This is a genomic window from Larkinella fluvii (assembly GCF_051857545.1).
Lineage (GTDB): Bacteria > Bacteroidota > Bacteroidia > Cytophagales > Spirosomataceae > Larkinella.
Window position 1 is genome coordinate 454,023 of record NZ_JBPZHB010000006.1, and the last position, 23,406, is coordinate 477,428.

General features: G+C 51.0%; 21 protein-coding genes and 1 pseudogene. 13 read left to right on the forward strand and 9 right to left on the reverse strand.

Annotated elements, in window-relative coordinates:
* Positions 1–39 precede the first annotated feature (39 nt).
* The 5 genes from miaA to ACS5NO_RS18190 all read left to right on the forward strand — a co-directional run bounded on the left by miaA (position 40) and on the right by ACS5NO_RS18190 (position 4,492).
* A complete protein-coding gene (gene miaA / locus ACS5NO_RS18170; protein ID WP_439416474.1) occupies positions 40–963 on the forward strand; it encodes a tRNA (adenosine(37)-N6)-dimethylallyltransferase MiaA in 924 nt (307 codons plus the stop codon).
* Positions 964–1,026: 63 nt separating this feature from the next.
* Positions 1,027–2,010 (forward strand): polyprenyl synthetase family protein, encoded by a 984-nt coding sequence (locus ACS5NO_RS18175; protein ID WP_439416475.1) that lies wholly within the window; start codon positions 1,027–1,029, stop codon positions 2,008–2,010.
* A 46-nt stretch (positions 2,011–2,056) separates the two neighbouring features.
* Complete coding sequence (locus ACS5NO_RS18180) at positions 2,057–2,677, forward strand: rhomboid family intramembrane serine protease (protein WP_421828233.1); 621 nt, start codon at positions 2,057–2,059, stop codon at positions 2,675–2,677.
* 72 nt (positions 2,678–2,749) lie between these two features.
* On the forward strand, positions 2,750–3,625 hold the full coding sequence (locus ACS5NO_RS18185) for a LytR/AlgR family response regulator transcription factor (protein WP_439416476.1): 876 nt from the start codon (positions 2,750–2,752) through the stop codon (positions 3,623–3,625).
* A gap of 153 nt (positions 3,626–3,778) precedes the next feature.
* The gene (locus ACS5NO_RS18190) at positions 3,779–4,492 is read left to right on the forward strand and encodes a DUF2306 domain-containing protein (protein ID WP_439416477.1); all 714 of its coding nucleotides are present in this window, start codon (positions 3,779–3,781) and stop codon (positions 4,490–4,492) included.
* A 465-nt stretch (positions 4,493–4,957) separates the two neighbouring features.
* Here the strand turns inward: ACS5NO_RS18190 and ACS5NO_RS18195 are convergent, their stop codons facing one another.
* The 3 genes from ACS5NO_RS18195 to ACS5NO_RS18205 form a co-directional block, all read right to left on the reverse strand.
* Positions 4,958–5,731, reverse strand: coding sequence for a tetratricopeptide repeat protein (locus ACS5NO_RS18195; protein ID WP_150877893.1), 774 nt, complete (start codon positions 5,729–5,731; stop codon positions 4,958–4,960).
* 70 nt (positions 5,732–5,801) lie between these two features.
* Positions 5,802–7,187: a DEAD/DEAH box helicase gene (locus ACS5NO_RS18200; protein WP_439416478.1), complete on the reverse strand. Its 1,386-nt coding sequence runs from the start codon at positions 7,185–7,187 to the stop codon at positions 5,802–5,804.
* A gap of 28 nt (positions 7,188–7,215) precedes the next feature.
* On the reverse strand, positions 7,216–8,094 hold the full coding sequence (locus tag ACS5NO_RS18205; RefSeq protein WP_439416479.1) for a fructosamine kinase family protein: 879 nt from the start codon (positions 8,092–8,094) through the stop codon (positions 7,216–7,218).
* Positions 8,095–8,178: 84 nt separating this feature from the next.
* Between ACS5NO_RS18205 and ACS5NO_RS18210 the strand changes: the two genes are divergently transcribed.
* The 3 genes from ACS5NO_RS18210 to ACS5NO_RS18220 all read left to right on the forward strand — a co-directional run bounded on the left by ACS5NO_RS18210 (position 8,179) and on the right by ACS5NO_RS18220 (position 11,711).
* Complete coding sequence (locus tag ACS5NO_RS18210) at positions 8,179–9,378, forward strand: anhydro-N-acetylmuramic acid kinase (protein ID WP_439416480.1); 1,200 nt, start codon at positions 8,179–8,181, stop codon at positions 9,376–9,378.
* Between the two features lie 163 nt (positions 9,379–9,541).
* Positions 9,542–10,738 carry an L-2-hydroxyglutarate dehydrogenase gene (gene lhgD, locus ACS5NO_RS18215; protein WP_439416481.1) on the forward strand — a complete coding sequence of 399 codons (1,197 nt, stop codon included), beginning with the start codon at positions 9,542–9,544 and terminating at the stop codon, positions 10,736–10,738.
* 133 nt (positions 10,739–10,871) lie between these two features.
* Positions 10,872–11,711, forward strand: coding sequence for an OmpA/MotB family protein (locus ACS5NO_RS18220; RefSeq protein WP_150877883.1), 840 nt, complete (start codon positions 10,872–10,874; stop codon positions 11,709–11,711).
* A 56-nt stretch (positions 11,712–11,767) separates the two neighbouring features.
* Here the strand turns inward: ACS5NO_RS18220 and ACS5NO_RS18225 are convergent, their stop codons facing one another.
* Complete coding sequence (locus ACS5NO_RS18225) at positions 11,768–12,634, reverse strand: aldose 1-epimerase family protein (RefSeq protein ID WP_439416482.1); 867 nt, start codon at positions 12,632–12,634, stop codon at positions 11,768–11,770.
* Between the two features lie 70 nt (positions 12,635–12,704).
* On the opposite strand from ACS5NO_RS18225, the pseudogene ACS5NO_RS18230 reads away from it, so the two are divergent.
* From ACS5NO_RS18230 to ACS5NO_RS18240, 3 genes and pseudogenes are all read left to right on the forward strand, one after another.
* Positions 12,705–13,961, forward strand: a pseudogene (locus ACS5NO_RS18230) (TCR/Tet family MFS transporter); the annotation flags it as partial.
* A 5-nt stretch (positions 13,962–13,966) separates the two neighbouring features.
* Positions 13,967–14,482: a hypothetical protein gene (locus ACS5NO_RS18235; protein WP_439416483.1), complete on the forward strand. Its 516-nt coding sequence runs from the start codon at positions 13,967–13,969 to the stop codon at positions 14,480–14,482.
* A 243-nt stretch (positions 14,483–14,725) separates the two neighbouring features.
* On the forward strand, positions 14,726–15,418 hold the full coding sequence (locus ACS5NO_RS18240) for a class I SAM-dependent methyltransferase (RefSeq protein WP_439416484.1): 693 nt from the start codon (positions 14,726–14,728) through the stop codon (positions 15,416–15,418).
* 192 nt (positions 15,419–15,610) lie between these two features.
* Here ACS5NO_RS18240 and ACS5NO_RS18245 read toward each other — a convergent pair whose 3' ends face one another.
* From ACS5NO_RS18245 to ACS5NO_RS18255, 3 genes are all read right to left on the reverse strand, one after another.
* Complete coding sequence (locus ACS5NO_RS18245) at positions 15,611–18,085, reverse strand: glycoside hydrolase family 95 protein (RefSeq protein WP_439416485.1); 2,475 nt, start codon at positions 18,083–18,085, stop codon at positions 15,611–15,613.
* 73 nt (positions 18,086–18,158) lie between these two features.
* The gene (locus tag ACS5NO_RS18250) at positions 18,159–19,349 is read right to left on the reverse strand and encodes an acyltransferase family protein (RefSeq protein ID WP_439416486.1); all 1,191 of its coding nucleotides are present in this window, start codon (positions 19,347–19,349) and stop codon (positions 18,159–18,161) included.
* 110 nt (positions 19,350–19,459) lie between these two features.
* Positions 19,460–20,293: an Fpg/Nei family DNA glycosylase gene (locus tag ACS5NO_RS18255; RefSeq protein ID WP_439416487.1), complete on the reverse strand. Its 834-nt coding sequence runs from the start codon at positions 20,291–20,293 to the stop codon at positions 19,460–19,462.
* 281 nt (positions 20,294–20,574) lie between these two features.
* Between ACS5NO_RS18255 and ACS5NO_RS18260 the strand changes: the two genes are divergently transcribed.
* Complete coding sequence (locus ACS5NO_RS18260) at positions 20,575–21,513, forward strand: DUF8428 domain-containing protein (protein WP_138992537.1); 939 nt, start codon at positions 20,575–20,577, stop codon at positions 21,511–21,513.
* Between the two features lie 74 nt (positions 21,514–21,587).
* Here the strand turns inward: ACS5NO_RS18260 and ACS5NO_RS18265 are convergent, their stop codons facing one another.
* Entirely contained in the window at positions 21,588–21,944 is a 357-nt protein-coding gene (locus ACS5NO_RS18265; RefSeq protein ID WP_439416488.1) for a LytTR family transcriptional regulator DNA-binding domain-containing protein, read from the reverse strand.
* Positions 21,945–22,031: 87 nt separating this feature from the next.
* Positions 22,032–22,409 (reverse strand): LytR/AlgR family response regulator transcription factor, encoded by a 378-nt coding sequence (locus ACS5NO_RS18270; RefSeq protein ID WP_439416489.1) that lies wholly within the window; start codon positions 22,407–22,409, stop codon positions 22,032–22,034.
* A 209-nt stretch (positions 22,410–22,618) separates the two neighbouring features.
* Here ACS5NO_RS18270 and ACS5NO_RS18275 point away from each other — a divergent pair, with 209 nt between their 5' ends.
* Positions 22,619–23,401, forward strand: a complete 783-nt coding sequence (locus ACS5NO_RS18275; RefSeq protein WP_439416490.1) for a response regulator — start codon at positions 22,619–22,621, stop codon at positions 23,399–23,401.
* Positions 23,402–23,406 lie beyond the last annotated feature (5 nt).

Below are 23,406 nucleotides of genomic sequence, written 5' to 3' on the forward strand. Positions count from 1 at the left end.
CGAATACCGTAAACCCAAAACCGTAAACGAATCCGCTACTTGAAAACCATCGTCATCCTCGGTCCGACCGCGAGCGGAAAAACCCGGTTGGCCGTGCAGCTTGCCCGACGGCTGAATGGCGAAATCATCAGTGTGGACTCCCGGCAGGTCTACCGGGACATGGACATTGGCACCGGCAAGGATCTGGACGAATACCGAATTGATAATCAATCTATTCCGTATCATCTCATCAACATTGTCGCTGCGGGCAGTGATTACAATCTGTTTCAGTATCAACAGGATTTCAACCGCGTTCTGCCTGAAATCCTGGAGCGTGGCCACGTTCCGATTCTCTGTGGCGGCACCGGTTTATACCTGGAAGCGGTTTTGAAAGGGCACCGGTATACGGCTATTCCCGTCAATCAGACCTTGCGCACGGAGCTGGAAACGAAAAGCGACGACGATTTACTCGAACGGTTTCGGAACGTTCCTTCCGAGTATAGCAATCTGGCCGATACGTCCACCCGCAAGCGGCTGATTCGGGCGATTGAAATTGCCACGTATTTAACCGAAAATCCGTTGACGGATCTGTCGGCCCCGGTTTCGCAACCCAACGCGGTGGTTTTTGGAATCGATTTACCCGTTGATGTTCGGCGGCAGCGAATCACCGACCGCTTGCACCAACGGCTGCAAAACGGCCTGATCGACGAAGTTCAACGCTTACTGGAAAGCGGGATTCCGGCCGAAAAACTGATTTTTTACGGATTGGAGTATAAATTCATCACGCAGTATCTGCACGGCGAACTGGAGTATGCGACCATGACCGCCCGGCTGGAAACCGCCATCCACCAGTTTGCCAAGCGCCAGATGACGTTTTTCCGCAAAATGGAATGCGACGGTTTGCACATTCACTGGCTCGAAGGCCTGCAACCAACGGAGTACTTAGTTGATCGTATACTATCTGAATCACAGGCCATTTCCTAAACTCTTCACTCATAACTCCTAACTATTAACTCCCATTCCGGCAGTTTTCCGTATTTTTGAGCCATGACCCAAACCACCAACCCGCTTGTTTTTTTAGAAGCGCTTCATCAGGAGATTCAACAAACGAAATACGGCCGGCAACCCGCGGAATTATACGACCCGATTAGTTACATCATGAACCTGGGCGGCAAGCGGATGCGACCGCTGCTGACGCTCATGGCCGCTTACCTGTTCGGCGACGACTGGCGGAAAGCCCTCAAACCCGCCGTGGCCGTTGAAGTTTTCCACAATTTCACGCTCATGCACGACGACATCATGGATCAGGCTCCCCTGCGCCGGGGCCAGCCAACGGTGCATGAAAAATGGAACCACAACATTGCCATTCTGTCGGGCGACGTCATGCTGGTCAATGCCTACGAATTGCTGCTGGATGTCGAAACGCCGTACTTGAAAAAAGTGCTGGCCCGCTTCAACCGGACAGCCGCCGAAGTTTGTGAAGGGCAACAACTCGACATGAATTTTGAAACCCGCTGGGATGTCTCGGAAGACGAATATATCGAGATGATCAAGCTCAAAACGTCGGTTTTGCTCGGCTTTGCGCTCGAACTGGGCAGCATCATTGCCGGAGCCAACGACGTGGAGAGCCAGCGGCTGCGTGAAGGCGGTATTAATATCGGCCTGGGTTTCCAGTTGAAAGACGATTTGCTGGATGTTTACGGTGATCCGGCGAAATTCGGAAAGCAGGTCGGGGGTGATATTATTGCCAACAAAAAAACGTTTTTACTCATCGAAGCCCTGCAACAGTCGAGTGGCGCGTTGAAAAATGAACTCATCGGCTGGCTCAGTGCGACCGAGTTCGACAAGCAGGAAAAGGTTCAGGCCGTCACCGCCATCTATGATCAGCTCGGCATTCGGCAACTGACGGAGGCCCGAATCAATGATTTTTTCACGCGGGGCTTTGCTAATTTCGAACAACTTTCGGTCGATCCGGCCCGGAAGGCCCTGTTGCTGGATTTTACCAAACAGCTTATCGAACGAGAAAGCTAGTCTCACAACCGCCCGTACCCACCCACTCCTTACTCCACTACACGTTATGACCGTTACGCTTGCCATTATCGTCATTACCGGACTCGTTAGCTTTTACGCCTGGCGAAACGAGTCTTTTCTGGACAGTATGATTCTAAACCCGCAAAAAGTGCTCAAACGGGGCCAATGGTACCGGCTTCTGACTTCGGGATTCATTCATGCCGACCTCAGCCATTTGCTGTTCAACATGTTCACGCTGTTTTTTTTCGGAACACTGATCGAGCAGGTTTTCGGTTCCTTATTTGGCCCGTCCGGCCCGCTTTATCTGCTAATTTTCTATCTGGTCGCCATTGTGGTGTCCGACATTCCAACGCTGATCCGGCAGCGCAATAAATCCAATTACAATTCACTGGGGGCGTCGGGGGGTGTCTCGGCACTGCTGTTTGGCGCGATCATGTTTCAGCCCACCGAAAAGATTTACCTCATGGGCATCATCGGCATTCCCGGTTTTATTTTTGGTGCGCTCTACATGGGTTATTCGTTCTACGAATCCCGGCGCGGACGCGGCACCATCAACCACGATGCCCACTTATACGGTGCTATTTTCGGCATATTCGTCGTTATCCTGCTCTATCCACCCGTTGTTCCCTATTTTATGCAGCAGATTTCGAACTGGAAGGTGTTTTGATAGAAAATAGACAAGAGAATACAGACTTCGGCTTTTTGTCTTTGCTCTCTTGTCTAGCTTCTCTTGTCTGGTATGTGGCAGCTACTGAATCAACCGTATCCGTGTGAAGACCCGGTTCGCCGGCGGTGGGCCAAGGCGTTTTGGATTGGGGTTTTTGTGGGATTGTTTCTGCTGATTTTCCAACCTTTTGGGCTGAATAGCTGGGTAACGCCTTACAAGACCGTCAAAATCCTGGGGTTTGGCCTGATTTCGTTTCTGGTGACGGCCGGTCTCAGCCTGCTGCTGCCGGTTTTTCTCCCAAAGCTTTTCACCAACGAACGCTGGACGGTGGGGCGCGAAATTCTCTGGATAACCGCCCACATCACGCTGATCGGGCTGGTCAACTACTTCTACATCAATGCACTGATTGCCAATCCCATCTACGCGATTGAGCTGTTCGGGATGATCGTCGTCACGTTTCTGATTGGCATTTTTCCTTCGGCGGGGTCCGTTCTGGTCAACTACATTCTCAAACTCAAAAAATACCAGCAGGCCGCCCGGGAAATACCGGTTCGGGAACACCACGCAGACAACCCCGGCAAGGAGTCGGCCCAACCGGTTTTGATGACGCTTACGGCCGAAAACGAAAAAGATACGGTCAGCTTCCCGCCCGCCGACCTGCTCTACATCGAATCCAGTGACAATTATTCGACGGTGGTGTATTTGAAAAATAACCAGCCCGTCAAAACCTTGCTTCGCAGCAGCCTCAGCCGGTTGGAAACACAGCTTGCCGGGAACGCCGTCCTGGTGCGGTGCCACCGGTCGTTCATCGTCAATCTGGAAAAAGTGGAAAAGGTGACGGGCAATGCGCAGGGTTACAAAATCCATCTGCACGACGGAGATTTCCAAATACCGGTAGCCCGGAAATACAATGATACGCTGGTGGCCCAACTGAAATCGATGGCCTGAGCCCTTGCCAAACGTCCCAGCCGCTTTGCCAAATTCCCCGAAGGTTACCAAACGCCCCAAAAAACCGCTATACACCCCGCTGATTTGCCCGGTTTGACGGCTCCGCGTAGGTTTGTTTCAACGAATCGAACACAACTAAACGCTTTCGGAGTCATGAATCTCTTGTTAAAACTCATGTTGATTATCCACATCATGGCGGGTTTTCTGGCCTTGCTGGTGGGCGTTGTTCCTATGGTATCGAAAAAAGGGGGTCGCCTGCACAAACTGACCGGGCAGGTGTTTTACTGGTGCATGGCTGCAGTCTGCCTGACGGCCGTTTATCTGGTTTTCTTCAAACCCAGCACCCTGTTTCTGCTGTTTATTGCGATCCTGAGTTTCTACTTCTGCTTTTCCGGCCGACGCATTCTCCGGCTAAAAAAATCACAAAACCGGTTGACTTTAACCGATCAGCTTGCCGCGTATGGGGCTTTGGGCGCGTCACTGGTCATGTTCGGGCTGGGTGTTCAGGCGGTTGTGGGCTGGTTTTCGACGGGAAGTCTCTCCACTTTCGGAATCCTCTATTTCTTCTTTGCCGGTCTTCTGTTTACCAATGCCCTCTACGATGTCAGGCTATTCCACAATCCGGAAAAAGCCCGGTACGGCAAAATGGAATGGTTTTTCGGGCATATCAGCCGCATGTGCGGTTCTTACATTGCCACACTGACGGCTTTCGCAGTGGTCAACACCCGGTATTTGCCCGACCATCATTTCATGATCGACATCGCAGCCTGGGTATTGCCAGGGGTTATTGGGGGCATTCTGATTGGTCGGACGATCCGGTATTACTTACAGAAGTTTAATGTACTTACCCCCGCCCGAACTAATTAATTTTCAATAACGAAGCGTTTTTTGGCCTTTCATCGGTCATCCCTACGGGATTTTAGACCCACCTGGTTTCTCGCCCCCCGGTAAAACCGGGGGCTACAACACGAATCATCCCTATGGGATTTATTGAATCTGATAATCCCGCATGTAGCAATAGGTTTTAACCCGCCGAAAAGGGGAAATCAAATCCGACAAATCCCGTAGGGATGGTCCATTTTGTAGAAACCACGTCCGCATTATAGAAAACTGAATCCCGTAGGGATGGTTCATCTTGTAGCAATGGGGTTTAACCCGCCAAAAAAGGAAAATTATCAAATCCGACAAATCCCGTAGGGATGATTCTCTTGTAGCCCCGGTAAAACCGAGGATGAGGAATCCGATGGGTCTAAAATCCCGTAGGGATGACCAATAGAAAGCCCAAAAATCGTTAATTTTTGAAACCAAAAAGGCCCTAAAGTCGGTGCATATTTATTTGAAAAAGCCTTTGGGATCGGGCATTTTCTCGCGGAGTTCCTGGAGGTAAACGAAGTCAACAGCGCCCAGATCCAGTGCGCGGCCTTTGTGCAGGTTCTCCCAGGCTGCGGAATAATCTCCCTTGGAAAAATTGGCCCACGACAACCGCATGAAGGTATTGGCGTTCGTTACGTCGTATTGAAGCGCTTTGTTGAGTACCGAAATGGCATCTTCGAGCAGTTCGGCATCTTTGTTTTCTTTGTACTGCTTGAGTTCTACCGTGGCGAGGTCGGTCATCAGAACAGCGTTGCTGTCGGCCACGGCCAGCCCTTTTTTCAGGAGCCGAATCGACTCGGGCATCTTGTTTTGCTGGTAGCTGATAACGCCCAGACCCCAATACGTATCGGAATTTTTGTCGTCCAGAAGCCAGGCGAGATTAAAGCGGTAGGTAGCGGTATCCAGTTGCCCTTCCGTCAGGTATTCCCAGGCGCGGGTCGAGAAAAACTGGCTCGCTTCCTTCCGGTTGGCAAAACTCTGGTCGCATTCGTTCAAAAACCGCACTTCCCAGTCAATGTGCTTGGCCGATTTTGCCTGTTCTCCAAACAAAGGCGTCACCATGGGGTTAGCTACTGTGCGGCTGGGCTCTTTGGAAACCTCAACAACGGTATCACTCTTACCGGCTTCGACCTTCCGGGCAGAACTTACCAGTGATCCGGTCTGTGCAAAAACGCCCAGAGGCAGGCAAAGCAAAAGACCGAAAAACCGTATTCCTTTTGTCCGATTATTCATGTGACGTTCAACGTACTAACCCCTATAAAACGTAGGGGGATTCAATTTAGTACAAAATATTGAAAAACGGTTACGTCTTCCGGCGACGGGGTGGGCCGGTTTTGGGTTTGCCACTGCGGGCCGTCGGACTTTTGGAGGCTTTTCCGCGCGTCGACGTGCTGCGGGTGGGCGCTGTTTTGTTTGAACTTGTGCGCCCTTTGACGGGGATCCCTTTTTTCTCGTGAAAAGCGCCTTTGAACGTCGGATCTTCCTTTTTCCGCTGGTCGTCGATCTCCCGCAAAAAGTCCTGCTGTTCTTCAAACGGCGTTTCGGTGATCGGCACGGCTTCCGGGATGGGTTCGCGCGGAATCTGCATCCGGATAATTTTCTCAATCTGCCGGATGTGGTACTCTTCCGCCATCGTCACAAACGTAATGGCTTCGCCGGTATGGTTGGCGCGGCCCGTCCGCCCGATCCGGTGGACGTAATCTTCGTAAATCAGCGGCACATCGAAATTGATGACGTGACTCACCAGATTGACGTCGATGCCCCGCGCCGTCACGTCGGTGGTCACCAGCACCCGGATGTTGCCTTCCTTGAAGGCTTCCATCGAATTGATCCGCGTATTCTGGCCTTTGTTGGCGTGCAGAACGCGAATCCGGTCGTCGGCAATGACTTTTCGGGCCAGAAATTTATAGATGTTATTGGCGGTTTCTTTGGAGCGCGCAAACACAATTACCCGGCTGGCGGCTTCGAAACTCATCAGATACGCCAGCAGATCAATCTTGGTTCTGAAATTAGGAACGGCGTAGATTTTCTGCGTCACCATATCGGCGGTCGATGCCTGGGGCGTCACCTCAACCCGCATCGGAAATTCCAGAAATTCGTAGGACAGTTCCTCTACTTTGGGTGGGAAGGTGGCCGAAAACAGCATGTTCTGTCGTTTTACCGGGATGACTTCCAGAATTTTCCGAATCTGCGGCATGAACCCCATGTCCATGATTTTGTCGGCTTCGTCCATCACCATCGTCGCCAGTTGCTTCACCACGATTTCGCCCCGCGAATAGAGATCCGAAAACCGCCCCGGTGTGGCCACCAGAATATCGACGCCTTTCTGAACGGCTTCAATCTGCGCTTTCGGTCCAATGCCGCCGTAAAGCGCCATGTGCCGAATGTCGGTGTATTTGGCCAGTTCCGTAATGGCCGCGTCGATTTGCATTGCCAACTCGCGCGTGGGCGCCAGAATCAATGCTCGGGGATGCTGCCCCTGCGCATATTTGATTTTCATCAGCAGCGGCAACAGGTAAGCCGCCGTTTTGCCGGTGCCAGTCTGCGCAATGCCCAGCACATCGTGCCCCGCCATCGCCAGCGGAATGGCCTGTTGCTGGATGGGGGTAGGTTGCTCATACCCCGCTTCCGCGACCGCCGTCAGCAACTGTTTATTGAGCTTAAAATCTTCGAATGAGGTGATTTCCATATAACTACGTAATTTGAACCGGACTGATTCAAAACCGATTCAACACCCGCTCAATCCCACTGAGGTAACCCGTTCCAAACAGGTTGAGGTGCACCAGCAACGGATACAAATTGTAAATCGGGATTCGCTCCTGAAAACCGTCTTCCATCGGAAACGCTTCATCGTAGGCATCGTAAAACCGCTCATCGAAACCGCCGAATAAGGTCGTAAACGCCAGTTCGGCTTCGCGCAAACCGTAATAAACCGCCGGGTCGATGAGGGCTGCGTCGCCCTGTTCGTTCACCATCACATTGCCCGACCACAAATCACCGTGTAACAAGGCCGGGCGTTCGACCGGTAATAAATCAGGAAGCCGTTGGTATAATTTCTGAAATTTGGTGTACAACTCTTTCGAAATAAGTCCTTTGTAAAGAGCCATACCGGCCTGCGGCTGAAGACGCTGTTCGATGTAAAACGTGATTCCGTTGTCTGTTAATGTATTGCTTTGCGGCAGCGAACCGATGTAATTATCAAAGTGTAATCCGAATTTGGACTGCGTGTGTGAATGTAACAACGCCAGCGACTGCCCGAATGATTCCCAGTAATTGGATTTAGGCACGACGGGATCAATGTATTCGAGCACCAGATACGTCTTGTCGCGATATTTTCCGTAGCCAATGACTTCGGGAATGTAGATGGCTTCCGTCGACCGGAGCAGGTCCAGCCCGCGCGCTTCCCACTCAAACATGTCGACATTCTCTTCAGGGTTCCATTTTACGAAAAACAGCCCTTCCGACGAAAAAACCTGCGCAGCCGTGTTGACATTACCACCCACCAAAAACCGGGCTTCCAACACCTCGACCGATCGGCCCAGAGTTTGGAAAAATACCCCCTCAAAAAAATCAAACTGTTCTTCTCCCAGCCACATCACTAATTACTGTTTCGGTTGTCGTGGTTCACTGTTTCGATTTACAGTTTCAAGTTGGTACTTTTGCCAACTTGTCCCCGCGCTATGAATATCCAGATACAACACCTTTATGAATTGGCCCAACGCCCGGAACGCCGGATCGTCGGGCTGATGTCGGGCACTTCGATGGACGGTCTGGACGTGGCCCTTTGCCGTATTAAAGGCTTTGGCCCCCAAACCGACGTGTCGCTCACCCATTTCGAGACCGTTCCGTATACCGACGACCTGAAGGCGGAAATACGTAAAGTTTTTGCCAAAAAAGAAATTGATTTTCAACATCTGTGTCTGCTCAACGCCTGGATTGGGCAATTGCACGGCCAAATGGTGGCCGACTGCCTTCGCCACTGGAATCTGACGGCCAGCGATGTCGATCTGGTGGCCAGCCATGGCCAGACGGTTTTTCACGCGCCCAAAAGCCAGCATAAACTCGATCAATTCCCGAACGCAACACTTCAAATTGGTGACGGTGACCACGTTGCCGTCACCACGGGCATCATAACCCTCAGTGATTTTCGTCAGAAACACATTGCCAAAGGGGGCGAAGGCGCTCCGCTGGCCGTGTATGGCGATTATTTTATTTTTTCAAAGAAAGACGAAAACCGCCTGATGCTCAACATGGGCGGGATTGCCAATTTTACCTATCTGCCGGGCAACCTGGACGCGAACGAAGTCTTTACGACCGATACCGGGCCCGGCAACACGCTCATCGACGCGTTTACCCGGCAGCTTTTCAACAAACCGTATGATGCCGATGGCCGGATTGCCGCCAGCGGAACCGTGAATCAGGATTTAGTACAAATGTTGAAAAAAGATTCGTTTTTCAAGGCTTCCTTCCCAAAAACTACAGGACCGGAAGTATTTAACCCCGATTACGTCGAACAGGCGCTGCAACGCAGCCAGACCGGCGGTTCCCTGACGTCCGAAGATCTGATTGCGACCCTGACCCGGTTTAGCGCGGAAACCATTGCCGAAGCGATTCAAACCGTGATCAAACCCGGAGAATCGTATGTCGTTTACCGCAGCGGGGGCGGCATGCACAACCCGGTTCTGACCGGTGCCATTCAGGAATTATTGCCCGGCTGCCGCTTCGCCAATACCGACGAACTGGGCATTTCCGGCGACGCCAAAGAGGCCATTTTGTTTGCGGTTTTGGCGAACGAAGCCGTCGCAGGTGGCTTTACGTCATTCGGCAATCGGCAGGGCGTTCCGACGGTGTCGATGGGCAAAGTTTCATTTCCGAATTAAATAGTAAGCAGTTTGTTTTTACTACAAAAATAACAAATGTAAAATGATGAATATTAAATATAAAAGTGTTTCATGAAGATCAGGCCCTTTTACATTTGATATTCATCATTTTACATTCATCATTCTGTTTTTATGATGTTTCATCCTCCTAAAGTAAAGCGACATGAATGACATTATCATCATTGGGGGCGGTATTGTCGGGCTGGCTACGGCCCTGCAAATCAAGCGGCAGCGGCCCGGCCTTTCGGTCACCGTCATCGAAAAAGAAAACCGGCTGGCGGCCCACCAGACCGGTCACAACAGTGGCGTTATTCATTCGGGGCTGTATTACAAACCAGGAAGTCTGAAAGCGACCAACTGCATTCGGGGCTACTGGATGCTGCTCGAATTCTGCGAACAGGAAAATGTTCCGTATGAACTCTGCGGCAAAATCGTGGTGGCGACGAAGCCAGAGGAAGTACCGCTTCTGGATAATTTATACCAGCGCGGGCAGCAAAATGGTCTGGAAGGACTCAAAAAGCTGACGCTGTCCGAAATGCACGAAATCGAACCGCACGTTCGGGGCGTCGCGGGCATGTGGGTGCCGCAAACCGGTATCATCGACTACGTGCAGGTGTGCGAGAAATACGCCGAAAAACTGCGCGAACTGGGGGGAGAAATTCGGCTGGGCGAGAAAGTCACCCAGATCACCCCGGGCAATACGCTCTCGGTGGTGGTGACCGACCGAGCCACCTACGAAACGAAGCTGGTCATCAACTGCGCCGGGCTGTATTCCGACAAAATTGCGCAACTCACCCAACGACAGGAGATTGACGTTCGGATTATTCCCTTCCGGGGCGAATATTTCAAGATCCGGCCCGAAAAAGAATACCTCGTTCGAAACCTGATTTACCCGGTTCCGGACCCAAACTTCCCTTTTCTCGGCGTTCATTTTACGCGCATGGTACACGGCGGTGTCGAAGCCGGACCGAATGCGGTTCTGGCGTTTCAGCGGGAGGGCTACCGGAAGTCGGATATCAATTTGAAGGAAATGTACGAAACCCTGAGCTGGCCCGGTTTTCAGAAAGTGGCGGCCAAATACTGGGAAACGGGGCTGGGTGAAATGTACCGGTCTTTCTCGAAGTCGGCGTTTACGAAAGCCTTGCAGGAATTGATTCCGGAAATTCAGGAAAACGACCTCATAGAGGGCGGTTCGGGCGTCCGCGCTCAGGCCTGCGACCGAACCGGCGGCTTGCTCGACGACTTTGCAATTCTGGAAACCGACCGGGCGATCCACGTCTGCAATGCGCCTTCTCCGGCGGCAACCTCTTCCTTATCCATCGGGCTGACGGTCTCGGAAAAAGCGCTGACGCGGTTTTAAAAGACCGGATAATTAGAAAAAGCTTAAAAAGAGAAATAATGCAAAAATCCATTTGTTACCTTCCCCAATTGCTTCGTAACTTGCAGAGCTTTAGCGTTAACCCTAAATAATTTTATTATCCCTAACAAAAAATATGAAAAATTTCCTGCTTGCCATTGCCCTCTTAACCGTAATAACCTCCTGCAAAAGCAAAAAGCGATTAGCTGAATTGCAAACCGTTCATGACAAAGTAAAAATGGAATTGGAAGATTGCGCCAAAAAAACGGCCAGTCTGCAAAGCACCATCGGAACCAAAGACGCGGAACTACTCACCAAAAACGGTCAGATTACCGATTTACAGAGCCAGTTGGACTACCTGAAAAAAACCAACACGAATCTGTTGGACCGGATGGCGGATCTGTCGATTGTTAGCAAAGCGGGTGCCGAAAGCATCCGTCGGTCACTCGAAACACTCTCTAATGTGTCTTCCTCTGCCCAGAGAAGAGATTCCATCAACCTGTTGTTGGTGAAAAACCTGAAACGGTCTCTGTCCGACATCAACGACAGCGATGTTCAGGTGGAAGTGAAAAAAGGCGTTGTATACGTTTCTATCTCGGACAAAATGTTGTTCCCTTCGGCCAGTTATGTGCTGAACAAACAAGCAGAATCGGTATTGGGTAAAGTAGCGCAGGTGATCAACGACCACCGCAACCTGGATGTGCTGGTGGAAGGCCACACGGACGTTTACCCGATCTCGACGCAATTCCTGAAAGACAACTGGGATTTGAGCGTGATGCGGGCAACTTCGGTGGTTCGGACACTGCAAACCCAGTTTGGCGTAGCACCGTCCCGCTTAACGGCTGGCGGTCGTTCGGAATTTATCCCGAAAGAAGACAACACCACGGAAGCAGGTCGTCAGGCCAATCGCCGGACCGAAATCGTTCTGTTGCCGAAACTGGATGAATTCTTCAACCTGCTGACGGAGCAGAAATAAATTAAACTCTTTTGAGTGAGGTGGCCAGAGATCAACGGATCTCCGGCCACCTTTTTTTATACCCCAATCGTATACCCGGTTTCAAACAAACCATTCGGTTCAACGTGCTGGATAGCTTCTTTCTCCTCGAACGGCACGGGCGTTCCCTCGCGGTCGGCACAGCCCAGCCAGGGTTCGATGCAGACAAACTTCCCGCCCGGTTTGGCCCAGATGCCCAGATACGGAAATGCCGGAAAGCTAACCGTTACGGCATGATCGTGGTTGCGGCTCCGAATCGTCACGCTCCGGGAAGCCAGATTTTTGAATACCAGTGCGTCGTCATTGAATAAGTCGGCCGTCAGCGGCAACTGTTTGTCGACGGTCAAAACCGGCTCGGTTTCACCCGTAAAATAACCTTTGGTCGACAGCATATGGCGTTCCAGCGGTTCTTCGTTCTGAAATTCCAGGTAATAATCTTCGTATTTTTCGTTCGGGAAAAACGGCACCGCAAATGCCGGGTGCGAGCCTACGGAGAAATACATCCGCTTGTCTTCCAGATTGATCACGCGGTAAATGAGGGTCAGCACCTGGTTGTCGATCTGGTATTCGATCTGGAAATCAAATTCATAGGGGTAAACCGCCCGCGTATTTTCGTTGGATTTGAGTGAAAAACACACCTTCGTCGGTGTGGCTTCAACCACCGTAAATTCGGACTGCCGCGTAAACCCGTGCCGCTCCATCGGATACGGTTTTCCATCGACGATAATCTGGTTGTTAAGGCAGCCGCCCACCACCGGAAACAGATTCGGCGCGTGCCAACCCCAAACCGCCGGATCGGCCTGCCAGAGGTGTTCAATACCGGTTTGTTTGTTATAAATAGACGTCAGTTCGGCACCCTGGGAACGGATGCTCACTTTGATAAAGTCGTTTTCGAGTGTTGTCATCGTCGGAATGAATGGTTTCGGCAAGTTCGTGACAAAAATGGGCAGAAAGCCGTAACTTTGGGCAAAATTTTACCGCATGGCTCCACAACGCAACCGGGCGCTGACGTTCATCTTCATTACCATTCTGATTGACTGCACCGGCATTGGGGTGATCGCTCCGATTGTTCCCCGATTGATTGAAGAACTGACCGGCGGAGATCTCAGTGAAGCATCGCAATACGGCGGCTGGCTTACGTTCTCTTACGCCATCATGCAATTTGTGTTTTCCCCAATTCTGGGCGGTTTGAGCGACCGCTTTGGCCGACGACCGGTTTTGCTGATTTCACTCTTCGGCCTGGGCCTCGATTATGTCTTTTGTGCCTTCGCGCCCACCATTGCCTGGCTGTTTGTGGCCCGGTTTATTGCCGGTATTTGCGGAGCCAGTTTCACGACGGCATCGGCCTACATTGCCGACGTCAGTCCACCGGAAAAACGGGCGCAGAACTTCGGTTTGGTCGGCGCGGCTTTTGGGTTAGGGTTCATTGTGGGGCCCATCATCGGCGGGGTTTTCAGTCAATACGGCAGCCGGGTTCCCTTCATGATTTCGGCGGGGCTGTCGCTTCTGAATTTTATCTACGGGTATTTCATTCTTCCGGAATCGTTGCCCCAGGAACACCGCCGGGCTTTTGAGTGGAAACGGGCCAATCCGATTGGTTCGCTGGCCCGGTTGAAGCAGTATCCTGCCATCCTGGGCCTGGTCAGCACGATGGTGTTGCTGTACATTGCCGGTCAGGCACCCCAATCGACCTGGACGTATTACGTCATCGAAAAATTTCGCTGGAACGAAACGTGGGTGGGCTATTCCCTCGGCTTCATCGGGCTGACGGTGGCCATCGTTCAGGGCGGTTTGATTCGGGTAGCCATTCCGAAACTAGGTCAACGAAAGGCGGTTTTTACGGGAATGAGCTTCTCCATCCTTGGGTTTACGCTGTTTGCGTTTGCCACGCAGGGCTGGATGATGTTTGCGTTCATGATTCCGTATGCGCTGGGCGGTTTGGCAGGCCCGGCTGTTCAGGGGCTCATTTCGTCGCAGGTGCCGCCCAACGAACAGGGCGAACTGCAGGGTGCCCTGACGAGTCTGGCGAGCATGACCTCCATCGTTGGCCCCTTGTTAATGACGCATTTGTTTGCGTATTTTACCAAGCCCGAAGCGCCGGTGTATTTTCCGGGAGCGCCCTTTCTCATGGGTGCGGTGTTGACGCTCATTAGCGTCTTTTTAGTGGCGAAGGCCTTGGGAGCTGATCCAGTACTGGTACCCAAATCGGAAGAAGCATCTTCCAGCCTTTAATACCTATGCAATACCGTACGATTTACGACATCGCTGCCCAAGGCTACGAAGAGTGGCTCTGGGCGTATATTTCCGCCGGATTCGTTGCCGCCACGCTGATCGTTTTTATTTTTTTCCGTTCTTGGAAACACCGGAAGATACTCCTTTTTGTCACCTGCGGCCTCTCTGTGGTAACTTTCGGAATACCTTTCTGGGATTACAACCACCTGAAGAGCAAATTGGAAGCACCAGACTGCCTGAAAGTCGAGGGCATTGTAACCGGCTACTGGGAGAAAATCTGGCGCGATAAAGATGCCAGCAACAAGTGGCAGAATTATCATTATGAAAGCTTTATGGTCAATAACGTAAAATTTGGCTATTACATCCGGGGGGGAGGCAGTGCGGCCGGTTTTCAAAACAATGATTCGATTCGGATTCCCATTCGCGACGGGATGTACATGCGGGTGCACTACTACGACGAACCTGTTATTACGAACGGAACGGTCAATAACCGGATTTTGAAGCTGGAAGTCGCCCCCTAGCTTACCGATCCCCTCCTCATCCGTGCGTCTGCCCTGGGTTACACCCAGGGTTATTCATAGGCAAGCCTTTCAGGATTGTTGTGACGGCGGTTTCGTTTTACATCGCTTTCGTTACGTAGAAGTACCTGTTTTGAAGAATCCGTACATTCCCTCTAAAAAAAAGCCGCATCACCCGCCACCTTTGTAGCGTCGAAAGACACAGCAACAACAACTACTGAACAACAAGAACAACAACACGTACTAATGGAAAAGCAAGCCTGGGCAGAATCGTGGGAAGATTCAAACACCCGCTTCCACCGTCCGGACGTTCACCCGTACGTACTGAAACACCTGACGCCGTTTGCGTTGATGGAAAAGTCGATTTTTGTGCCGCTCTGCGGCCGGTCGCTCGACCTGGTGTATTTCAGTCAATTTGCGGAACGCGTCGTGGGTGTGGAAAAGGTCGAGAAGGTGATCCTGCAGTTTTTTGCGGAAAACCAGCTTGCGTATGAAAAAGTCGGGGAGCGGTATATCTCGAACAATCTGACCATCTTTTGCAAAGATCTGTTCGCCTTAACGCCCGAAGAAGTCGGTGAGATTGACCTCGTTTACGACCGGGCTTCGTTGGTGGCGTTACCGCTTCCCCTGCGGGTGGAGTACCTGCAAAAAATGGAAACACTGACCGCTCCGGGAACGGAGTATTTTCTGAACACGCTGGAATATGCACCGGCCCTAAACACGGCACCTTTCAGCATTGCCCCGGAAGAGGTCTACGGGTATTTTCCGAATTACGTCATTAAGCACGTCGAAAGTCCGGAAGCGTCCCACCACCGCCTGATGCGGAAATTCAACCTGCATTTTCTGCGGGAACACGGTTTCATGATGCGGAAGCTCCACGACGCGTCGTATGCGTCGCTCCATGAATCGGCCAGCCGCAGTTTCTACGAATTTTCATAATGGGTTGTCCTACTTTTTCCTGACCGGTTTTGGGCCGTATAGCCCATTTGCCCGGAACCATTTCCATGGTTTGACCAGCCGGGATTTGCGCCGTACCCCATGAGTTTTCCAGGACACCTGACACGTTGCGGCCAGCATACCGCTGGTCCAAATTGATTTTTCCATGGATTTAGAATACGAATTTCGAAGTACCTAAAACGTTAGGGTGTAGGTTTTCCCTTTTTGCGTCGGCAAATCGTAAACGAGCGTTTCCTTCAACGTCAATGGACTCAGCGTGGCACGGGTCGAAATCAGTGCTTTGGCAGTTTCTTCCGGTTGGTAAAACGAATTGGGATTTACGCCCTGAGCGGTTTTCAAGGCCAATCCGGTAGACTTCAATGCATTCGGTACACGAATCCGGCAGTTCCCACCCAGATTCGACCTGATCGTCACCTTCGCCACTTTACCTTCTTTCCATTCCATGGCCACCAGTTCAAAACCGCCCCGCGCCCGTAAACCGCTGATTTTTCCTGATTTCCACACATCGGGCAAGGCCGGTAACAAATGAATGGTGCCGTCGTGGCTTTGCAGCAGCATTTCGGCCACACCCGCCGTACAGCCAAAGTTGCCGTCGATCTGGAACGGTGGATGTGCGTCAAAAAGGTTGGTATACGTGCCGCCACCACCTTTTTTGCCGGGTGCATTGACTGGTGACAACTGATCGGTAATGAGTTTATAGGCCCGGTTTCCGTCCAGCAGCCGCGCCCACCAGTTCACTTTCCAGCCCATCGACCAGCCCGTTGAAACATCGCCCCGGTGTTCGAGCGATGTCCGGGCTGCACTGAACAGTTCGGGCGTGCGGTAGGCTGATAATTGTGCCGATGGATACAGTCCATATAGGTGCGAAATGTGCCGGTGGTTGTCTTTCGGATTGTCCAGATCTTCCAGCCATTCCTGCAACTGTCCGTGCTGCCCGACCTGCATCGGAGCCAGCCGCGCGCGTTTTTCTTTCAAAATTTTGACAAATTCCGCATCGGTATTCAACGCTTCCGCCGACCGCATGGCCGCCGTCAGAATATCGAAAACCAGTTGATTATCCATTGTATGCCCCGCGCCAATCGTCACATTCGGGCGGCTCGTCGGCGCGTTTTCGGGCGACATGCTCGGGCTAACCACCAGCCAGTGATGCGTAGGCTCTTCGATCAGAAAATCGACGAAGAATTGAGCCGCTCCCTTAATCGCCGGATAGACCGTTTTCAGGTACGTTTTGTCGCCGGAATACCGGTATTTTTCCCAGGCATGCTGACTAAGCCAGGCACCGCTCATCGGCCACATGGCGTAGAAAATCGGATCGACCGGCCCGGTGATGCGCCACAGATCGGTGTTGTGGTGGGCCACCCAGCCGCCCACGCCATACATCTCCCGGGCGGTTTGCTGACCGGTTTGCGAAAGGTCCTTCACCATCTGAATAAGCGGTTCGTGCAGTTCGGTCAGATTAGTGACCTCCGCAGGCCAGTAATTCATTTCAGTGTTGATGTTGATTGTGTATTTACTGTCCCAGGGCGGGCTCATTTGCTGGTTCCAGATGCCTTGCAGGTTAGCCGGTTGGCCCGGAACGCCGTTGGGCCCAGGCTGCGAGCTGGAAACCAGCAAATACCGCCCGAACTGAAAATACAGCGAAACGAGTTGCGGATCGTTGCCCGACGCAAACTGCCGGATGCGTTCATCGGTTGGCAACTTAGCCGCATCGGTGGTGCCCAGATCCAGTTTTACCCGATTGAAATACATTTGGTAAGCCGCCACATGATCTTTCAAAACCGCACAGAAAGGCCGGGTAATCGCACGGTTCAGGGGCTGATCAGCTTTCGCTTGCGGGTTGGCCGTCAGGGTTTTATAATCCACGAAATTTGTCCCGATCGAAACATACAGGGTAACCGCATTGGCACCGGTTACGACGACCGATGTATCCGTCGGACTCAATTGTCCACCTTCTGGCAGCACTTTGACGTGCGCATTGAACCGCACCTGCCCTTTGACGCCTTCGTGGTCGCTGGTGATGCCGGTCAAAACCAGCTTGTCTTTGCCCTCGGTTTTGCGTTCCGTTTTTTGAGGACTGTTCAGAAAAGCCGTGAAAGTCAGTTTGCCCGGCTGGCTGGCCGTCAGTCGAATGGCAATCACCTGACCGGGAACGGAAGCGATTACCTGCCGGGTGTAGCGCACACCATCGACGGTATACATTGTGGTCGAGACGGCGCGTTCCAGATCCAGTTCCCGGTAATAATCGGCAAACGAATCATGACCGGCAAACGCCAGATTCAGGTTTCCGACAGGCTGGAACATCATGCCCTGCGCCTTTTTGGACTCGACTTTCTCGGCTGCCAGTTTCTGCGCTTCGGCGTGTTTTCCTTCAAAAATCAGCTTTCGGATGGTAGGCAAGGCCGCCAGCGCATCGGGATTATCGTTGTGGTTTGGACCACCCGACCAGACGGAAGACTCGTTCAGTTTGATGATTTCCTGTTGCGGATTTCCATAAACCATCGCGCCCAGTCGTCCGTTGCCAACAGGAAGGGCATCCGTCCAGGTTTTGCCTGCGGGTTTGTCGTACCAAAGTTTTAAAGCGTTCGGTTGCTGCGCCAGTGCTGCGATTTGGCTGAACAATACAAGACCGAGTAGTCGTACTTTTTTCATAGGAATTCCAGAATACTGCCATTCACTCGTTTCTGATGACCGTTGTCGCATTGCTTCGATACGCATTCCTGTTCTACACCCGGATAAACAGTTTTTTCTTATACATCCAGTACAAGATCAGCCAGAAAACCAGTAGGGCTGCTCCGCCACTGGCGAGCGGTTCGTAAGCGCCAAACTGCTCGAACACGGTTTGTCCCAAATGCGTCTTGAAGGTGTCGATGATAAAATGATCGATGAGGTGAACCAGGCAGTAAATGGCGATGGAGTTCATGCCAATCACGACCAGCGGAAACGCCCAGCCGCGCCATTGCCGGACATCTATTATATAGTAGAAAGCAGAAAGGAGCAAAAAACACCAACCACCGCTGAACAGCACCCAACCAGGCGTCCAGATGCGCTTGATGGATGGACTAATGCCCGTGATGGTCAGTAGCCAGCCCGTTGCCAGACCAATGATGCCGGCGATCAAAAACCGCTTCAGAATTTCAGAATAGGGCAAACCGGCGCGTAGCCATCGACCGGCCTGCAAGCCCAGCACCATCGTTCCCAGAGTCGGGATAAAGCTCAGGGTTGCATAGCCTCCCCCATTGAACAGAAAGGTTTTGGCGCGGGGAAACAGGTTCAGAAACCAGGTATCGAAGGCCCAGGCCAGGTTGCTGTTTTTGTTGAAATGAGCGGCTATGCCCGCTTTATGGTTCGGCCAGTCGGCGGGAACGCCCACGGCTTCGTATGAAAAACCGGGGCCGGGCAAAGGATACATCACGAACGCCAGCCAATACCCAACCAGAATGGCGGCCAAGGCGATCCAAACGGTGCGCGTGGGCCGGAAACCCAATAAAAAAAGGAATGGATAGCCCAAGCCGATTTGCGTCAGGGTGTCTTCAAACGTGAAATTAGTTTGTTCACGGCCAACCGAGCGCAAAAAAATACCGAGCAGAATCAGGATTAGAGAGCGTCGCAGCGTTTGGGCAAACATCACTCCAAAAGGTTCGTTTTTGGCCTGTCGGCTGGCGATGGAATACGGCAGGGCCACACCCACCAGAAACGAAAACGAGGGTTGGATCAAATCGTGCAAAGTACAGCCAAACCAGTCGACGTGATCCTGGTGGTGCGCCATGAAACGCCAGAACGAGCTGTCGGGCAAGGCTTCCGAGATTCGGCCGTAGTGGAGGATTTCGGCAGCCATCAGAAACATCACAAAGCCGCGATAGGCGTCCATCGACATCAGTCGACCGGCACGAAATTCAGGAAGTACAGTAGCCAAGGTGGTTCAGGATTAGGAAATCGCAAGAACGGGATTTTTTTGATGCGTCCACCGACTCCAGTCTGTGTTTTTTCGGTCTGACACTTCCCTATTACTCCGAAAGGCCGATTTCAGGAAATATGCTGATCGGCCGGGCAAAAATATGTCGTTCGCCCGCCGACTTCAATCTTCTCGATCTTGGTGCCGCACCGGGGGCAGAATTTGTGAGCTTCCACGTCGTCGTAAGGTGAGTTGTCCCACTCCCGGACGTGTATCAGAAAGCCAGCCGGAAAATCACGGTATTGGGCTTCGTGGCGAATGGCGGTGATCAATACCAGCCGGATGGCGTCGTAAAGCTGCCGGATCTCGTCATCAGTCAGGCGTTCAGTTCGCGTTTCGGGATGGACTTTTGCCTGAAACAGTACTTCATCCACGATCCAGTTTCCCAATCCGGCCACGGTAGTTTGATCCATCAACAGCGGTTTAATCAGGGCTTTTTTACGCCGAACCTGTCCCGTTAGCTCAGAAAAAGTGATTTCTAACCCATCTTTACCAATCTTTTTCCGTTTTAAATAACTATCTATGTCGCTGATTAGGCCAATCCGCTCAAATTTTCGCGGGCAAATGAAGCCTAAATTGAAGCCGTTCCGGAAGTGAAATACAATCCGGGCATACTTCGGTCGGTCGAGTGAAGAATGGTAATAGTCCAGATCGCCCGTCATGCCGAAATGCATGTGCACGATCACCGGTTCGCTAGCTTGGCCGGGACCGTCGGTTGTCACGAAAAGATTTTTACCCACCCGATGGGTGCCTGAGAACCAACGACCCACCAGAGCCTCCTGCAGGGTGGCGAAATCGGTCGTCAGCAGTTTGGGGTCTTCAACCTCGATGGATTCGATGGATTGATGAAGTGAAGAGGTTTCAAGATAACGCCGGTATATTTCGACCTCGGGTAACTCAGGCATAGTCGGGAACTAATTGACCTTTTAGCAATGTTTTACTGATTCTTATAACATTTTCCACTTCGAGAGTGTTATAACTAATAGTCCGGTTGATAACGAACGTGCTCTGAGTCAGGATGTAGTGTTTTACTAAAATTTAATTCCGTAATACACTAACTTTACAGAGGCTCCCGTTATGGTTACAATGTGATCTTCTTTTTAACCCTAACATGATTGAATGACAATAATTTACTCAATTTTTTGTTTAATTCTGTCTAATTCAATTCAAACCGCACAAAGTAGTTATGGAAAACAATAAGCCAAAAGCAAACGGAGCGCTCGTAGCAGCCTTAGTTATTATGACCATTCTGGCCGGTGTGTCCAGTTATCTGTTGTATGAACAGAAAGAAGTGGGTAAAAATCAGGAAGCAACGATTGCCACCCGCGTAGAGGAATTAGCGACTACCCGAACGAGACTGGATTCAATCTCGACGGCCCTGGACGCTAAAATTGCGGAAGTAAAAAAACTGGGTGGTGATATTACGGATCTGGAGCGTGTAAAAGCGGATCTGGAACGCGACAAAGCGAGCCTTCGGAAAGGGCAGCGAATTTCGATCGCTAAGTATGAAGCAAAAATCAAGCAATACGAAGCGTATCTGGTCGAGAAAGATACCCTGATTGCTCAACTGAAAACCGAGAACCAGTTATTGGTTACCAACAACCAGACCCTGGCCGACGCTAATACGACGCTGCAAACTGAAAAGCAATCGCTACAGGACTCAGTGACCAACATTGCGACAGTCAACAAGGATCTGGCGGAGAAAGTAACCCGCGCTTCCGCACTGAAAGCCCAGAATGTTCGGGTATTTGCGCTGAATTCACGCGGCAAACAACGCGACGCAACGGAAGACCAGGTAAAATCAAAGCGTGTTGACAAGCTGAAAGTGGTCTATATGCTGCCTGAAAACCCACTGACCAAGCAGGAAGAGAAAGAGGTATTTGTTCGGGTACTGGATCCGAGCGGTGCTGTGGTTTCGGATATGGCCAATGGCTCCGGAACATTCCAGGTCAATGGGCAGGAACAGATATATACCGTAAAACAGACGGTTCCGTTCACCAACAACAACCAGAATGTGGAACTGACCTACAACCGCGGTACGGTGCCTTACAAAGCCGGGAAATACACCATCGAGTTTTACTCGGAAGGTTTCCGGATTGGCGAGGGTTCATTTGCCATCAAGTAAGCAGTCCGACACACCATAGAAAAGGCGCGATACCGTTGGGTATCGCGCCTTTTCTATGGTGTGTCGGACTTTAATCAGGAAATTATCGATCGCTGGATCCGGTTCCATTTTTGCAAAATCGTCTTGGTTTTCTGACGACTAACTGCCAGAACGCGCCCGGAAATTAGCTCAACCAGCGGCAGTGGAAAGTGGGGCATTTCGGCCGGATAAAACCGGTATATAATGCCCGGATTGATTAGATAGCTTTCATTGATCCGCCAGAAATCGGGTAATTGTTTTTCCCAGTCATTGAGTGAATCGGCAATAGACACGCACTTCTGACCTGCATTGTCAAAATAAATAATCCAGGTCTGTTGCCCTTCGCTGTGAAGGTAAAAAATGTTTAACAAGTCGATCTGGCGCTTGAAGTTGGGGTCATTGATTGACAGCATAGTACTCTATTTACGATTCTGACAGAGAAATAGATTTTACTTCTAATCTTTGACCTTTTCAGGATCAAATACGTATTTATATGCGCTTCATGCGTTGCATAATAATTCAGAAATCACTTCCCACCGACGCCGTGACACCGGCACCACGGTTCCATTAAGCAAATGAATGGCGCCTAAACCGGTTTTCAATCGTTCTACCCGTTCAATGTACTCACAATTGACAATGCTATTGCGATGTACCCGAACAAAACCATCGGCCGGCAACATTCCCGCCAATTGCTTCAGGGTCTTGGGCATAATGATGGACGGGCGATTTCTCCAATGCAACCAGGTATAATTACCGTCTCCCTGCAAACAAACCAAATCGGATGCCTGAAAAACATGTTGCCGGGAACCCCGAAAATACAATTGTAAAACAGAATCAGAAGCAACTGACGCTGAAGAAGTAGAAGCGGGAATTAACATACTTTAAATTTCTGGGTAAAGGGTGCAAATACAGGAAGTTATTGAATAATTGTGCAAATATACTTCCCCAAAAATAAGATGTAGGTAAATGGTTACTAACGACTGGTATTGGTACCTGAACGGTCGATTTTGGTAAGGGAATAAAAAGAATCCGTTTGGCTGATACTATCAGTAATAATCAGTAATTTACCCCTTTACCCGGTTGAGGCATGGAGAAGGAGCAGATCCACATATTAGTAATTGAAGACGAGGCCGTTCTGGCCATGGATTTATCCGATACACTGGAAGAAGAAGGTTATTATGTAGTAGGCATTGCTAACAATGGCCGAAAAGCACTGGAATTGTTTAAAACGCAGCGGGTCGACCTCGTGGTGTGCGACATTCAACTGAAGGGGGACTGGGACGGCATCGAAACCATCGGGCAAATCCAAACCGTGCGACCGGTACCGGTCATCTACACAACGGCATTGTCTGATAAAAGCACCCTGGAACGGGCTAAACAAACCCTCCCGGCCGCCTACCTGACGAAGCCCGTTATCATCAGCAGCCTTCGCATTGCGATGGAGTTAGCCCTTCATAATTTTAGCCATAAACAGGAACTGGCGGTTCCGGATGAGGCCGTTGAGCTAAACAATATTCTGGAAAAAGATTCGCCATCCCGTGAAACCATTCTTCGCATCGACAACCTGATCTTTATTAAACATAACTACCAGTTTGTTAAAATCCTGCTGGAAGATATTTTGATTCTGGAAGCCGACGGCCCCTATACTACCATTGTTACCAACGACCGGAAATATGCCATCCGATTGACGCTTACCACCCTGCTGGAACGGCTAAGCGAAATGCAATTGGCTCGCGTTCACCGGTCTTTTGCGGTTCATATCAAAAAAGTTGAAGGATTTTCGGATCGTGAAATAACGATTGGCAAACACATTATCCCGCTGGGTCGGCAATATAAACAGGCATTTATCCAGCAATTCCAGATTTGGTAACGAAG